11 protein-coding genes are annotated in these 14,398 nt (G+C 39.9%); 8 read left to right on the top strand and 3 right to left on the bottom strand.

The window, feature by feature from the left end; all coding sequences use genetic code 11:
- Positions 1-667: 667 nt before the first annotated feature.
- Complete coding sequence (locus tag ACO6HM_RS08645) at positions 668-1,060, top strand: hypothetical protein (protein WP_485390662.1); 393 nt, start codon at positions 668-670, stop codon at positions 1,058-1,060.
- A 506-nt stretch (positions 1,061-1,566) separates the two neighbouring features.
- On the opposite strand, the gene spoVG is transcribed toward ACO6HM_RS08645, so the two are convergent.
- Complete coding sequence (gene spoVG, locus ACO6HM_RS08640; protein WP_485374078.1) at positions 1,567-1,851, bottom strand: septation regulator SpoVG; 285 nt, start codon at positions 1,849-1,851, stop codon at positions 1,567-1,569.
- A 388-nt stretch (positions 1,852-2,239) separates the two neighbouring features.
- Between spoVG and murC the strand changes: the two genes are divergently transcribed.
- The 7 genes from murC (at position 2,240) to ACO6HM_RS08605 (ending at position 10,296) form a co-directional block, all read left to right on the top strand.
- Positions 2,240-3,649 carry a UDP-N-acetylmuramate--L-alanine ligase gene (gene murC, locus ACO6HM_RS08635; RefSeq protein WP_485390661.1) on the top strand — a complete coding sequence of 470 codons (1,410 nt, stop codon included), beginning with the start codon at positions 2,240-2,242 and terminating at the stop codon, positions 3,647-3,649.
- Between the two features lie 246 nt (positions 3,650-3,895).
- Entirely contained in the window at positions 3,896-4,999 is a 1,104-nt protein-coding gene (locus ACO6HM_RS08630; protein WP_485390660.1) for a DnaD domain protein, read from the top strand.
- Between the two features lie 132 nt (positions 5,000-5,131).
- Complete coding sequence (locus ACO6HM_RS08625) at positions 5,132-6,130, top strand: ATP-binding protein (protein WP_485390659.1); 999 nt, start codon at positions 5,132-5,134, stop codon at positions 6,128-6,130.
- A 66-nt stretch (positions 6,131-6,196) separates the two neighbouring features.
- A complete protein-coding gene (locus tag ACO6HM_RS08620; protein WP_485390658.1) occupies positions 6,197-7,366 on the top strand; it encodes a ribose-phosphate pyrophosphokinase in 1,170 nt (389 codons plus the stop codon).
- 159 nt (positions 7,367-7,525) lie between these two features.
- Positions 7,526-7,696, top strand: a complete 171-nt coding sequence (locus tag ACO6HM_RS08615; RefSeq protein WP_208429877.1) for a DUF362 domain-containing protein — start codon at positions 7,526-7,528, stop codon at positions 7,694-7,696.
- Between the two features lie 240 nt (positions 7,697-7,936).
- Positions 7,937-9,472, top strand: a complete 1,536-nt coding sequence (locus ACO6HM_RS08610; RefSeq protein ID WP_485390657.1) for a sensor domain-containing diguanylate cyclase — start codon at positions 7,937-7,939, stop codon at positions 9,470-9,472.
- A complete protein-coding gene (locus ACO6HM_RS08605) occupies positions 9,469-10,296 on the top strand; it encodes a GDSL-type esterase/lipase family protein (RefSeq protein WP_485390656.1) in 828 nt (275 codons plus the stop codon). Before ACO6HM_RS08610 ends, ACO6HM_RS08605 begins: the two co-directional genes overlap by 4 nt.
- Before the next feature lie 624 nt (positions 10,297-10,920).
- Here the strand turns inward: ACO6HM_RS08605 and ACO6HM_RS08600 are convergent.
- Positions 10,921-11,904 (bottom strand): diaminopimelate dehydrogenase, encoded by a 984-nt coding sequence (locus tag ACO6HM_RS08600; RefSeq protein WP_485390655.1) that lies wholly within the window; start codon positions 11,902-11,904, stop codon positions 10,921-10,923.
- 313 nt (positions 11,905-12,217) lie between these two features.
- Positions 12,218-14,323 (bottom strand): methyl-accepting chemotaxis protein, encoded by a 2,106-nt coding sequence (locus ACO6HM_RS08595; protein WP_485390654.1) that lies wholly within the window; start codon positions 14,321-14,323, stop codon positions 12,218-12,220.
- Between the last annotated feature and the right edge of the window lie 75 nt (positions 14,324-14,398).

Below are 14,398 nucleotides of genomic sequence, written 5' to 3'. Positions count from 1 at the left end.
ATTATTTGTATAAATTTAAGGTGCCAGCTCCGAATGATAAATTCTAAGCGAGCGCGTTAGGCGAAGCGAAGCGGATGCCGGAGCGAGTCTGAAATGTTATCATTCGGAGCGTCACTGTGTGGTAAGATAACAGATGACAGCAAAAACTGATAATGCCTAAGCGAGCGCGTTAGGCGGAGCGAAGCGGATGCCGGAGCGAGTCTGGACATTTATCAGTTTTTGCGTCAAATTAGCTGATTCATATAACTCGACAAATTAGAATCTGGTGCTGAGAACGGTTCATAGTCACATCAATATGGTTAAGTTTTTTGGTGAAATTGCTTCACCTCACAAGTGAATTGTAATAGAATATAAAACTTTTAGTAAGCCTCGGTAGCTTAGGCATCTTCGTAAAAGTTAGATTTTTAACTTTACAAATTCCAGAAATCTTTAAAACCAAATACAAAACCAACGGTAAATCATACAAGGAACATATGGAATTTAAGAAGGATAACTCTCAGAAAAACAAGTTACAAATTGCCATTGATAAGGCGATAAAAAATTTTTATATTTTACATTACACTATTTGAAAATCCAACAATGTTTATGTATTATATTGAATCATAGTTAACTATTTAGTAACAATGTAAACAAAATTTCATTAGTAATAAGAAGGAAGGACATTAAAATGCAATACATATTCGCAGATAGTTTAAAAGAACTTGAAATAAGATATAAAACACGACAAAAGGTTGAAATCTTCGCAAATTTAGATTCTGAGCTTGAATATGTGATTTTCAAAAATAAGCATTTATTTGAAAATGAAGAAATAGACTTTTGGATAAGTATAGATCCTTACGATGATACTTTAATTAAAACCGAAAATATTAAATATTTGCTCAAATTCGGAAAAAAGTTGCAAAATAAAGATGTCTTGAATAAAATAAAAAATAATGATTGGTTTAAGAAACTTGGATCTTCCTATTCGATAAACGAAATTAAAAACTTCGCAAATGATTTAGTAAAAGGTTGTGAGTTTGCAATATCTAATAAAAAAAACATTGTAAGTTCTGGGGACTAAAATATTGAAAGTAGCACAAAAATAATTATATGGCATAACTAAATAAAGATAGGGGATACATACAATATCCTCTATCTTTTACTCTATAAATCTTAATTAAGCAACCCTGCATGGCTTGTTATATGACTTGCCATCATTGATGCATAGCCGTCAAAACCCTGATAGGTTCTTGAAACACCCTGCTTCGATGTCTTTGAATTTTCAAAGGCATAACATCAATGTCCACAGGTACCATACTGTCGGGAAGTGCAAAAGAATAGTATCTCCATTCTTAATCTGGTGCTGAGAACGGTTCATAGTCACATCCATATGGTTGAGTTTTTAGTGAAATTGCAATTCACCTTACAGGTAAATTGTAATAAAATATAAAACTTTTAATAAGCCACGGTAGCTTAGGCATTTTCGTAAAAGTTAGATTTTTAACTTCACGGATTCAGGGTATAATTAAAAAATGAGAGGTCTGCTGACCTCCCATCACATATTATTCAATATGTTCGTACTGACTCTTAGTTCTCTTCCTTTACAGGAAATTCTGTCCAGTTACCGCTTTCATATTCTGTTACAATTGACTTCTGCAATCTCTCTCTAGTCTCCGAATTAATAGGGTGAGCAATATCATGGTATTCTCCATCGTTGGTCTTTCTGCTAGGCATAGCTATGAACAGACCTTTGTCGCCGTCAATAATCTTAATGTCATGAACCACAAACTCACCGTCAATTGTTATGGAAGCTACTGCTTTTAATTTGCCTTCCTTAGCAACCTTTCTAATCCTGATGTCTGTAATATTCATATGACCCCCTATCTCTCCCGGGCAGTGTAGTCCAACTGCCACTGATGATTAAGTTGCAAATCAGAGTCCGACCAAAAAACAATATTTAATTTTATAAGCCCCTCTAATTTTAAGTATAATTATAACAGATTTTTAGTAAAATTTCTATTAGCGTATGTATGCATTAATTATAGAGATTAGTGCCATTTTTTAGTAATTTTTTTCATTTTTAGGGCATTTCTTGTTATTTAAATGACTATATAGTCATTTAAAAGCCATCTTTCAGTCTTTACATTTTTTTGCCAACCAAATTCATTTATGCTATACTATGACAAAAATATCGGATATAATAAAGGCATGAATTAAAGGTTAGGATAAAAGGTCAAATACAGATAAAAGAGGTAGAACCATGTATAAATTAGACTTACAAAACAACTCTATAGCGGTCCATTTCATAGGCATCGGCGGTATAAGCATGAGCGGTATAGCCGAGCTTTTCCTTGACAAGGGCTTTAGGGTATCGGGCTCAGACTTACACGAATCAGCTGTTACAAAGAGGCTTGAAAGCCTTGGGATAAAGGTATATTACTCTCAGACCTCAGAAAATATCACCCCTGACATTGGACTTGTTGTCTATACAGCCGCTATCCACGAAGACAATCCTGAATTTATAAGGGTTAAGGAGCTTGGCATCCCTATGCTTGACAGGGCTGACTGTCTCGGACAGATTATGAGCCACTATAAAAATGCTGTGGCGGTAGCAGGTACCCACGGAAAGACCACCACCACCTCGATGCTCTCCTATGTGTATCTGGCGGCAGACCTTGACCCTACAATATCCGTAGGCGGCATATTAAGCGGTATACACGGCAATATGAGGCTGGGAAAGTCTGAGAACTTCATTATGGAGGCCTGCGAGTACGCAAACAGCTTCCTTAGCTTCACTCCTACAACTGCCATAGTCCTTAATGTAGAGGCGGAGCATCTGGACTTTTTTGGCACACTTGAAAATGAAAGACTATCCTTCACCAAGTTCATTGACCTCTTGCCTGAGAATGGGCTTTTAGTTATCAATAACGAGATAGCTGACCTTAATGCCCTCATACAAAATAAAAACATCAGAGTAGTGCAGTACGGCTTACGCTCTGTAGATGGCAAGGCTCCTGATTACACCGCAGCAAATATTACCTACAACGAGTTTGGCTTTGCCCGCTACGAGCTAATAGTAAGAGGAGAAAACAAGGGACTTATCGAGCTTTCCGTAACAGGTGAACACAATGTACTTAACTCACTTGCAGTTATAGCCGCATCATTAGAGCCTTCAACCATATACAAAGACGGAATAGCCCTTGACAGGGTTAAAGAGGGTCTTAAGAACTACACTGGAACCGAGAGACGCTTCCAGTACAAGGGAGAGCGTGACGGCTACACCATAGTTGATGACTATGCCCATCACCCAACAGAGATAAGGGCTACGCTTGAGGCTGCTAAGAGGGTTAAGCATAACCGTCTGGTAGTTGCCTTCCAGCCTCATCTATACTCCAGAACCAAGACCTTCCTCCACGAGTTTGCAGATGTACTCTCTATGGCGGACATAGTGGTATTTGCTGAGATTTATGCTGCCAGAGAGGAGAATCCCGGAGATATTTCCTCTGACAACATAAGGGAGATAATGTCTGAGAACGGACACGAGGCTTATTTTTTCAAAACTTTTGAAGAAGTTGAAAATTTTCTTATCCACACCTTAAAGCCCGGTGATTTGTTGATAACTATGGGTGCCGGAGATATAGTAAAAGTCGGAGAAAATATGCTTAGCTAGATTTTTATCCACATTATCCACAACAAAAATTTCTTTAAAAAATTTTTTGCTGTGGATTTTTCTTGTTCTTTTACACATACTTATCCACATCCATTTTGTCTAAAAACATCTTTTTAACAAGCAATCCACAAAAGTATCCACATTATCCACATTTTTTGCCTATATCCCCCTGATTTTCCCATCTATTTTATTTTAAATAATCTTGTGATATACTCCTTATACAGTAGCAAAAGAGGGAGAAAAATCATGTCGGAAATCAATCTAAATGTAACGGTAAATACGAATGCAACCATTATTTCAAACGCTTTTATAGAGCGTTTTATTAATGATGCCAATGCTTCACATATAAGGTTTTATCTTTATCTTATGTATTACTCCAAGAATCACAGGAGCTTTTCCATAAGTAATGCCTGTGACTTCCTTGATGACAGCGAAAGAGATGTAATCCGCTCCATCAATTATTGGGAGAAGCAGGGGGTATTTAAGGTTACAAGAACGGATAAGAACACCATTACTTCAATAAGCATATCCGATCCGTCTATTTCCGACTATGAGGTTTCTGCCGCGGCACCTGCTACAGAGGAGGCAAAAGCAGAAGAAATAAAGGTAGAGGAAGTAAAGACAGAGGAAGTAAATCCGGAATACGTAAGTACTAAAGATCCTCTCTCCTTATTCACATACGAAGAAGGGGAAGAGGCAGGCTGTGACTTTGATCTAAAGCAGGTCATAGCGGCCGCAGGAAAGTATGCAGGAAGGACCTTATCAGGCTCCGAGATAGACTTTATCTGCGACCTCAACGAAAAACTAGGCTTTAGCGCTGAGCTTATAAGCTATCTCTATGAATACTGCTGTCTTACCAAGGAAATAAACAGATTCAGTTATATCCAAAAGGTTGCCCTCGCTTGGGCTGAGAAGAGCATTAAGACGGTTGAGGCTGCAAAGAATGAGGCTGAAACCTTCAATAAGGAAAACTCACTTGTGATGAAGTCCTTTGGCCTTGCAAGGCTTCCAGGCGTCTCTGAGAAGCAGTACATAGACAGGTGGTTTCACGAGTACAAGATGTCAGAGGAAATGGTGGCACTAGCTTGTGACCGTACTATTTCAACCCTTCACAAACCAAACTTTAGCTATGCAGACGGTGTGCTTAAGAAATGGCTTGCAAAGGGAATAAAAGACCTTCACGGCGTCACGGAGGATGACAAGCACCACCATATGACTAAGCAGAATCTACAAGTAGTCATGGATAACTCGCCAAAGCCTCTTAACAACCGTTTCAACAACTTCGAGCAGAGAAGCTACAGCGGGGAAGAGATGGCGGACATAACCAAAAAACTCTTAAAAAAGGCATAGCAGTAATCTATACATTGGCTATCCAGAGGACAATCTTGGATAATTGCATAAATTTAATATAAATATCCTCAATAATTGTAGGGATTTTTACTTGAATAATTGACAATTTTTTTATAATATTAAGGTGGTTTTATGGGACTTACTAACTCAGATTATGAAGCAGTTATGCGCGAGTACGACAGCATCCGCTATGAGAATGCCGAACTTCTTCATAACCGCACAAAAGAGGTATATGAAAAAATACCCAAAATCAAAGAACTTGAAGATGAAATCATAACCGACTTCGCTAACCTTGCAAAGGAAGCACTCTTTCTCTCAAATGAAAGCTATGCCTCCTCTAAAGGTGAGCTTGATAAAAAGGTGGCACGGCTTGCTAAGAGGAAAGAAGAACTGCTTACAGCGGGAGGCTTTGATAAGGCTTATCTGAATCAGATATATACCTGCCCCCTCTGTAAGGATACAGGCTTTGTTGACGGAGTAAAATGTGACTGCTTTAAGGCTATAGCGGCGAGGCTTGCACATACCAGACAGAGTATATACCTAATGGCCGATGAGAGTGCAGACTTTAAGGACTTTAGGGCTGACTACTACTCTCCTGATGATTATGACTCCGATACCGAGGCTTCATCCAGGGAAAATGCCCTCACGGCCTTTACCATGCTTAAGGCTATGGCAGACGACTATGATAGCTGTTCACGAAACTTTGTTATCTACGGAGGTGTTGGAGTGGGAAAGACCTTCCTTACCTCTGCACTCGCCAATTCACTTATACAGAGCGGACACTCTGTAGTGTTTTTGACTGCGTATAGATTTTTTAGCATATTTGAGAAGAATACCTTTAGAAGAGGCGATGCCGATGAAAATGAGAAAATACCAGAGGTAGAGCCTATATTTGACTGTGATTTACTTGTACTTGATGATATGGGGACTGAGCTTGCAAACACCTTCACCAATTCAAAGCTGTTTGACTGCTTAAATGAGCGGATTCTAAGCAATAAGCCAACCATCATATCTTCAAACCTTAGTCCGGCTCATATAAAGGCAAATTACAGTGATAGAGTATTCTCAAGGCTTATAAAACATTATAAATTCCTAAAACTTACCGGAGCCGACATCCGCATGGCTTTATAAGGATTAACCACCTAATGGTGATAATCATACACCCTATATTTTTTCTTTTAGATAAGGAGAAGAACAATGCCAAAAGAAGATTATATCGAGACTATCCCCGTGGGACCTCTTGGTATCGTTTCACTGAAAGGCTGCGCAAAGCTTGGCAGCGCCGTTGAGGACTACATCGTAGACTGGAGAAACGGAAGAGACAACGAACATACTTCCTCCCTTGCCTTTTCAGGCTATAGGAGAGAATCTTACCATGTTGATGCTGTTTGCCCTCGTTTTGGAAGTGGAGAGGCAAAATGCGCTATAAACAACACTGTAAGAGGACTTGACATCTACATTCTGGTTGACGTATGTAACTACAGTATTACTTACAACATGTATGGTCACGAGAATCATATGTCTCCTGATGACCATTATCAGGACCTTAAGCGCGTGATTCAGGCTTGTGCAGGCAAGGCTCACAGAATAACAGTAATTATGCCTTTCCTCTATGAAGGCCGCCAGCATAAGCGTTCCAGCAGAGAATCCCTTGACTGTGCGGTAGCACTGCAAGAGCTTATACACATGGGCGTTGACAGTATAATCACTTTTGATGCACACGACCCAAGGGTGCAGAATGCTATTCCTCTCAACAACTTTGATACAATCATGCCTACCTACCAGTTCATCAAGGCAATACTTAAAAACGTGCCTGACATCAAGATGAATGCTGATAACATGATGATAATAAGTCCTGACGAGGGCGCTATGAACCGTGCAGTATACTTTGCAGGCGTTCTCGGAGTAGACGTAGGTATGTTCTACAAACGCCGTGACTATGCTACAGTAGTAAATGGCAAGAACCCTATAGTGGCACACGAATATCTTGGAAGAAAGCTTGACGGAAAAGACGTAATCATAGTTGATGATATGATTTCTTCCGGCGAAAGTATGCTAGACGTAGCAAGTGAGCTTAAAAAGAGAAATGCAGGAAGAATCTTCGTAGCCTCTACCTTCGGCCTCTTTACTGACGGACTGGAGAAGTTTGATATGGCCTACGAAGACGGACTCATTCACAAGGTCATCACAACAAACCTTGTATACCAGACCCCTGAACTTCTCAGCCGTCCTTATTATATAAGTGCAGATATGAGCAAGTATGTTGCCCTCATCATAGATAAGTTAAACCATGACGCTTCTATCAGCGAGCTTCTCAGCCCAACTGACAGAATCAAGCAGATACTTGAGAAATACGGCCAGATTTAGCCTTTAGCTTCGATATTTCATTTTTGAAAATAATACTCATTTTCTAAATTAACTGATTTTTTATCAAATTGTTGACTTTTTTGATAAAATTTACTTGTAAAACCTTCTTAAAAAATGTATACTGTAATTGCTTATATAATTTTTAAAGGAGGTAATGTCATGGCACATGTAATTAGTGATGAGTGCATCAATTGCGGAGCTTGCGCTTCTGTATGTCCTGTTGAGTGTATTTCAGAAGGTTCAGAGCATTATGAAGTAGACGCTTCTGCTTGTATAGACTGTGGTGCTTGCGAAGAAGCTTGCCCAACAGGAGCTATTACTCAGGAATAAATTTTAATTACCATAAAAGGCACTAAGTCACTTTGACTTGGTGCTTTTTTATTCTTATTTAATTGCAGATTTTCTCCGATATATATGATATAGAATTTTGTGCGGTGAGGCTGTAGCAAGCCTTTATCATATAGCATAAAATACTTTTATGTTTACTTTCCCTCTAAAATATGGCAAAATAGAGGGTGGATTGGTGTGCCGGACAGAGTTTTCTGCCGGCATACATAAAGAGGAGAATATATGAATAATAAATTGAACTCTTCCAGACAGATTATACTTATCTGTGTTGTTATCGTTGTAGCATTTGCGGCAAGCGCCATTATGTTTACAGTGTCAGGCTTTAAGAATACCAGAGCTTTTGTAGAACAGGTAACTGATATGTCAGCCATGAACCTTATAAGCAACATCGATGAAAGCATGATGAGCTCCGTGTCAGCTGCCAAGATAATGGCGGGAAACTCCTTTGTCATTGACTGGGCTGAAAAGGAAACAAACCACGCTAACGACTCAGATTATATAAACAAGCTCTACAACTACTTAAAGACATATCAGGAAGGAAATAACTATAACTTTCTTTTTTATGCCTCAAAAAATACCGAAAAGATATACTATCAGGACAGCGTGAACCTTAAGATGTCCTCTCAAAATGCTGAGGATAGGTGGATATTTGACTTTTTAAACTCTAATCTCCAGTACAAATTCAGTCTCAATCCATTTAAGCCAAGCGCTGACTCTGACAATGTATCCCTGCTCATTATGTACAAGCTAACAGGTAAGAATGGCAAAACTCTTGGTGCTATAGGCATGAATATCAATCTTGGAGTAGTTGAGAGAAGCATAGTAGAAATCGGCAACGAGTACAATGTTGGAGTTGCCTTTTCAGACCTTGAAGGTAACATAGTGATATCCAAAGACTCTGCACTTCCTAAGGGCTCCAATATATTTAACGAGGGCGGTATATTCCAAAACATTGAAACCAAGCCTCTTCCTTTAGATGGAGCCGTCACCAGAAAATGGATAAGCGACGGGGGCTTAATAACAAGTAAGCATTTCTGTGAAATCAGATATCTTGGGGCTTTTAACTGGTATCTGATAATATACGGAAGCGGGGATTCGATAATAAGGGCAAGCATCACCCAACTCGCACTACAGCTTGCCATGTTAGCAGTTTTGCTTTTACTGATGATTGCTGTTATAATAAATACTATATCGCAATACCGCAACCAGATTATCTCACTTGCCACCCTTGACGAGCTTACCAAGATTATGAACCGCAAGTCATTTATGGCGAGGTTTGAATACTTTTCGAAGCAGCATCTGCTTGAAGGTGGTCACCTCTTCCTGATAGATATAGACTTTTTTAAGACTATCAACGACACCTTAGGGCACGCAGCAGGAGATGAGGCTCTCTCCTTCCTCTCCGACAAACTTGGTGACTGTGTCGACCACGACGGATTCATAGGAAGGTGGGGCGGAGACGAGTTCATAGGTGTGTTCTTCTCCACTGTAACTGACCCTCTTGAGAAAATAAAAGCTCTCTCCTTGGAGTTAGCTGAGACTGAGACAGGCAAGAGGATGCATATAACCCTTAGTGCCGGCATAGCCGCCATCGAAACAGGGCTTCCACTTAATAAGGTGGTTGAAAAGGCTGATATTGCGCTATATACCTCAAAGAAAAAGGGACGTAATCAGGCAACCCTTTATCATGAAAGCCAAACCGGAGCTGAACCGGAATATAGTAAGGAGCTTATTGAAAATTCTAAAAAGAGCGTATGAAAAAGAAAATAAAAGTAATACTAATTGCACTTTTGATAACCGTTCTGTTAGAGCTTATTGCCCTGGTAGGATTTAAGGCTTATCAGATAATCAATGCATCACTTAATCAGGATGTGGCCGAAGACACAAATGATGAGAAAAAAGATAAAAAAGAGGATGGTAAAAATGATAAGTCATCTGCTTTAATCTCGCCCACTCCAGCCACTTCCTCCTCGGTAACAGGAGAGCCTGAGCTTGGTCCTGTGGACATCTCCTACTTTGATGATGCCCTCTTCCTCGGAGACAGCCGTACAGTAGGCCTTAGAGCCTTTGGAAGCTTCACTAACTCTTCCTACTTTGCAAAGACAGGCATAAGTGTCAATTCATTTTTCATTTATCCTGCTCTTGATGAAGAGACCGGACTTACACTTACTCAGACATTGCTTCAGAGACAGTACAAGAAGATTTATATAATGATAGGTGTAAATGATGCGGCTATAGTTCCTATCGAAGACTTTGAGGCTCAGTTCTTTGATGCAATCAGACAGATACAGGAATTACAGCCTAATGCAGTCATCTATATCCAGTCTATACTTGGAGTTACAAAGAATAAGGAACTGGGTGACCCGTACCACTACAACAATGCAAGTGTACTGGCTAGAAACGAGCTCTTAAAGTCAAGATGTGACGGAAAAAGCCTTATATACCTCGATGTGTTCTCCGTATTTTCAGACTATGAAGGCTATCTTGACAGCCTCTATTCCAATGATGGACTTCACTTAAACAGCAGTGACTACGCTGCATGGTGTGATTACCTGCTTGCACACGGGCTGCCTGTAGAATGATATATTTTAGGGATTTGCTTTTGCAAATCCCTATTTTCATTGTGATATACAAAGAAAGATGAGCCCTCAACTACAGAGAGCCCATCTCATAGATTTTATTAATCATCCGGTAATCCGCATGTTGCCGTCATTTATGTTGCTGGTGGACTGTACCTCACTTTCGCATATTTCAATAGTTACGATTATGTCACTAAGCAAATGGTTTCTGTTCAATCTATGTTTAACTAACTTAAGCTAAACTCACTTCATTATCCATTTCCTTTATACTTCTGCTTAAACTGTGCATTGGAAACACCACCCATCTTTTTAATATTTTATACTTGCTGACCTTTTCTTATCAGCGGTTATGTTTGCTTCTTTCTTTGTTGTCTCCACTATATCACATTAGTTTTTATTTGTCAACACTATTTTAAAATATTTTTTAATTAATTAGAAACTAATTGTTTATAATGTATAATATTGCGTATATTATTTGATTATTATATATAATATCAGAATATACATATCGCTCTGTACTTAGTCAAATCCCCTGCCGGTACAGATATCCAGACCTGTACCCTGCAGGGGATTATATACGTTATTTCTCTTTAATCTTTAGGAAATGCGTGTAATGAATATATCCGGTTACAGCATAGTCTTTCTTAGCTCTTCGCCACTAAGATGACTGAGGTATGCAGGTGCAATGTCAAATACACTCTTGCAGCCGCTTACTCCCTCTTTGCTTAGCTTATATGCAGCCCTGGCATAAGCTACTATAACTGAGCCTGTAAACTCAGGATTGGAATCAAGCTTAAGGCTGTACTCAATGATGTGCTTATTCTCTTTATCAAAGCCTGTTACACCGCTTCTAAGTACGAAGCCGCCATGAGGCAGTCCCTTGTGGTCTCTTTCCATCTCCTCAGCAGATATGAAATGAACTGTAGTATCGTAGTCACTAAAATAATTCGGCATGTTTACTATCTCGCTCTCAATAGCCGCCTTATCTGCACCTTCCTCCACTACTACAAAGCATTCTCTTGTATGCTTCTCTCTGGTAGTAAGAGTAGGATTCTCGCCCTTTCTTACCCTGTTTACAGCTTCTTCTACAGGTATGGTGTACTGCCTTGCATCCTTTACTCCCTTTATCCTTCTTATGGCATCAGAATGTCCCTGGCTCACTCCCTTCCCCCAGAAGGTGTAGTTTTCTCCCTCAGGGAGTACGGAGGTGGATATCATTCTAAGTAGGGAGAACATACCCGGATCCCAGCCCACTGAGATGATTCCTACCTTACCTGCTGCTTTTGCAGCCTTATCAACATTTTCAAAATGCTCAGGTATCCTTGCGTGGGTATCAAAGCTGTCCACCACATTGAAAAGCTTCACATACTCAGGTGTCTGAGCCGGAAGGTCAGTAGCACTTCCTCCTCCTAAGACAAGCACATCAATCTTATCCTTATACTTTTCAAGCTCAGATACATTAAGAGCAGGTACACCGCTCCTTACCTTAAGGCTCTCCGGATTTCTTCTTGTAAATACGGCAACAAGCTCCATATCAGGGTTCTGCGCTATAGCACTTTCTACACCTCTTGATAGATTACCATAACCTAGTATTCCTATTCTTATACTCATGACTGCCTCCTTATATAGTATATAAATATTAATTTTTGATAGAGGGGATTGTAGCACAACGAGTATTAAAGTGCAAGAATTTTTTATCTTTTGACACCCACATCATTCAAGTAAAAAAGTATGTGCTCGCACACACTTCGTGCGCGAGCGGTGCCGTAAGGCAAATTTCTCTGCCGAAAGGTGTGCATCCCTAGGAGAGATTATTATGCGGCAGGTAATTTCGGAGAAATTTCCTGTCAAATAATAAAGCTGCCACACCGGGAAATATACGATGATTCCCGACCATGTGGCAGCCTTTTATAATTATTTTAGATTACAGCATGAACTTTGATACCTCAGACTGTAACTGTGTTGCTATATCAGCAAGGTTCTCAGAAGCCTGTGATATATCATTGATTGCCTGAACCTGTGTATCCACGGAGGCGGCTGCTTCTTCAGTTGTAGCAGCATTCTCCTCAGCTATTGCAGAAAGATTCTCAACTACTCTGATTACATTGCTGTTCTCATTCTGAATCTTAACAGAGGATTCATTGATATTCTCAACAATTCTCTTGCTCTCTTCAAGCTCTTTTGATATCTCTACGAACTTCTCGCCTGTTTCCTTTACCTTATCACTCTGCTTGTCTATCATGTCATTAGACATCTTAATCATATCAACAGCTTCTTTTGACTTCTTCTTAAGCTCATCGATGATTGCTCTGATTTCTCCTGTAAACTTAGCAGACTCCTCAGCAAGTGACCTTACCTCATCAGCTACTACTGCAAAGCCCTTACCCATCTCACCTGCTCTTGCAGCCTCAATAGCGGCATTAAGAGAAAGAAGGTTGGTCTGGTCTGAGATAGACTGTATCATCTCACTTGCCTTTGCGATTGTCTCGGTAGCACTGTTGGTCTCAACAATAACTCCCTCAACCTTTTCAGATATCTCTTTATTCTCGTTGGTTATCTTGACAAGCTCATCCATGATACGGTTACTGTCGTTCTTCAGGCCGTCAATGCTCTCCATAGACTTTGAAAGCTCTCCAACCTCAGTAATCATTCCGTTTAATACATTGCCTGATTCCTCTACGGACATAGCCGCGCTCTGGGTATCACTAGCCTGGCTTGTAGCACCTTCTGCGATGTTGTTAACCGCCTGTGAAACCTCTCCTGAGGACTCAGCAGCTGACTGGGAAGTAGCTGTAAGCTCCTCTGCCATAGCCGCGGTATTCTGAGCATGTGCGGATATCTCTCCAACAATGCCTACAAGGTTCTTAACCATTGTTTCTATAGAGCGTACAAGGCTTCCAACTTCATCCTTGTTATTTTTATACTTCTCAACCTTTGCAGCTTCTTCAGCTACATCAAGGTTGTAGCCTGATATCTTTTCCATCGCCTTATCAATGGCTGAAAGAGGCTTAACAACCTTATTGATCAGGAGAAGGATGATGAATATACCCATGCCAAGGATAACAAGAACACTAAATACGATGTTGATAGCCATTGATGCCCTTACATCCTTCAAAAGATAGTTGATAGATGTAACTGCCTCAAAACACCACTTGGTATCCACGCCCTTAAGGTTAACAGGAACATGGATGAACTCACCTGGCTCACCTGTACCTGCAATGGTGCCCTGTGATATATCGTAGCCATTCTGTATAGCCTTGTCTACACCTTCTTTTGCTACAGGAACTGCCTCAAAGAGGTTGAATAATATCATCTTGTCATCAAGTGCATTGGCAACATAGATACCATTGTCTGTAAGAAGACACTTATAGTCATCAGGACCTATTGACTCCTTCTTCAGCTCATCCTGTATATCATTAACTGACATATCTACAACAAGTACACCTATTGCTTCATCTCCTGAAAGTATAGGGAAGCAGTATGAAGTCTTAAGCTTTCCATCACCATCCTTAAAAGGATTAAGCACTTTTACCTTCTTTTCCTTTAAGGTATTAGCATACCATGGACCGTCTGTATCCTCTTCGTATACCTCTGTCTTATCGCCTTCTTTTAGGATATAATGGGAAAATCTACCCTTTTCAGCATCCTTGTTATCAAACTTATTTGGCTCAAAGTACACACCTACACCTGTTATATCTTCATTATTCTTAAGTATAACCTGGGCGTTGCTGATAATAAGATCTCTGCTTCTTCTCTCTTTTGGGATGTTGGCTACAGTGTTACCTATGATAGCCTGTAAGTCATATCCTACCTGATAGGTGCTTGCAAATTTGGTTTCAAGCTTATGTGCAAGGCTCTTTGCCTCCTCAAGCTGGACATTGCGTGTCATCGCAGTTGTACTTTCATACTGTGTGAAAATATCATATGCCGACTTTCCTCCCAATACTACTAAGAGTATGAGGGAAATCAAGAGTCCGACTTTAGCACCAAGACTGTTTAGTTTATTGTTCTTATTCTTTTTTAAGCGCATATATGCACTCCTCCTTTTATAAATTGTTATATATAGGTGTCAAAAGTCTCCGACACCATATAATTAGGATTGCTA

It is taken from the genome of Catonella sp. (genome assembly GCF_057250765.1).
This window is presented reverse-complemented; position numbering and strand designations above follow the sequence as displayed.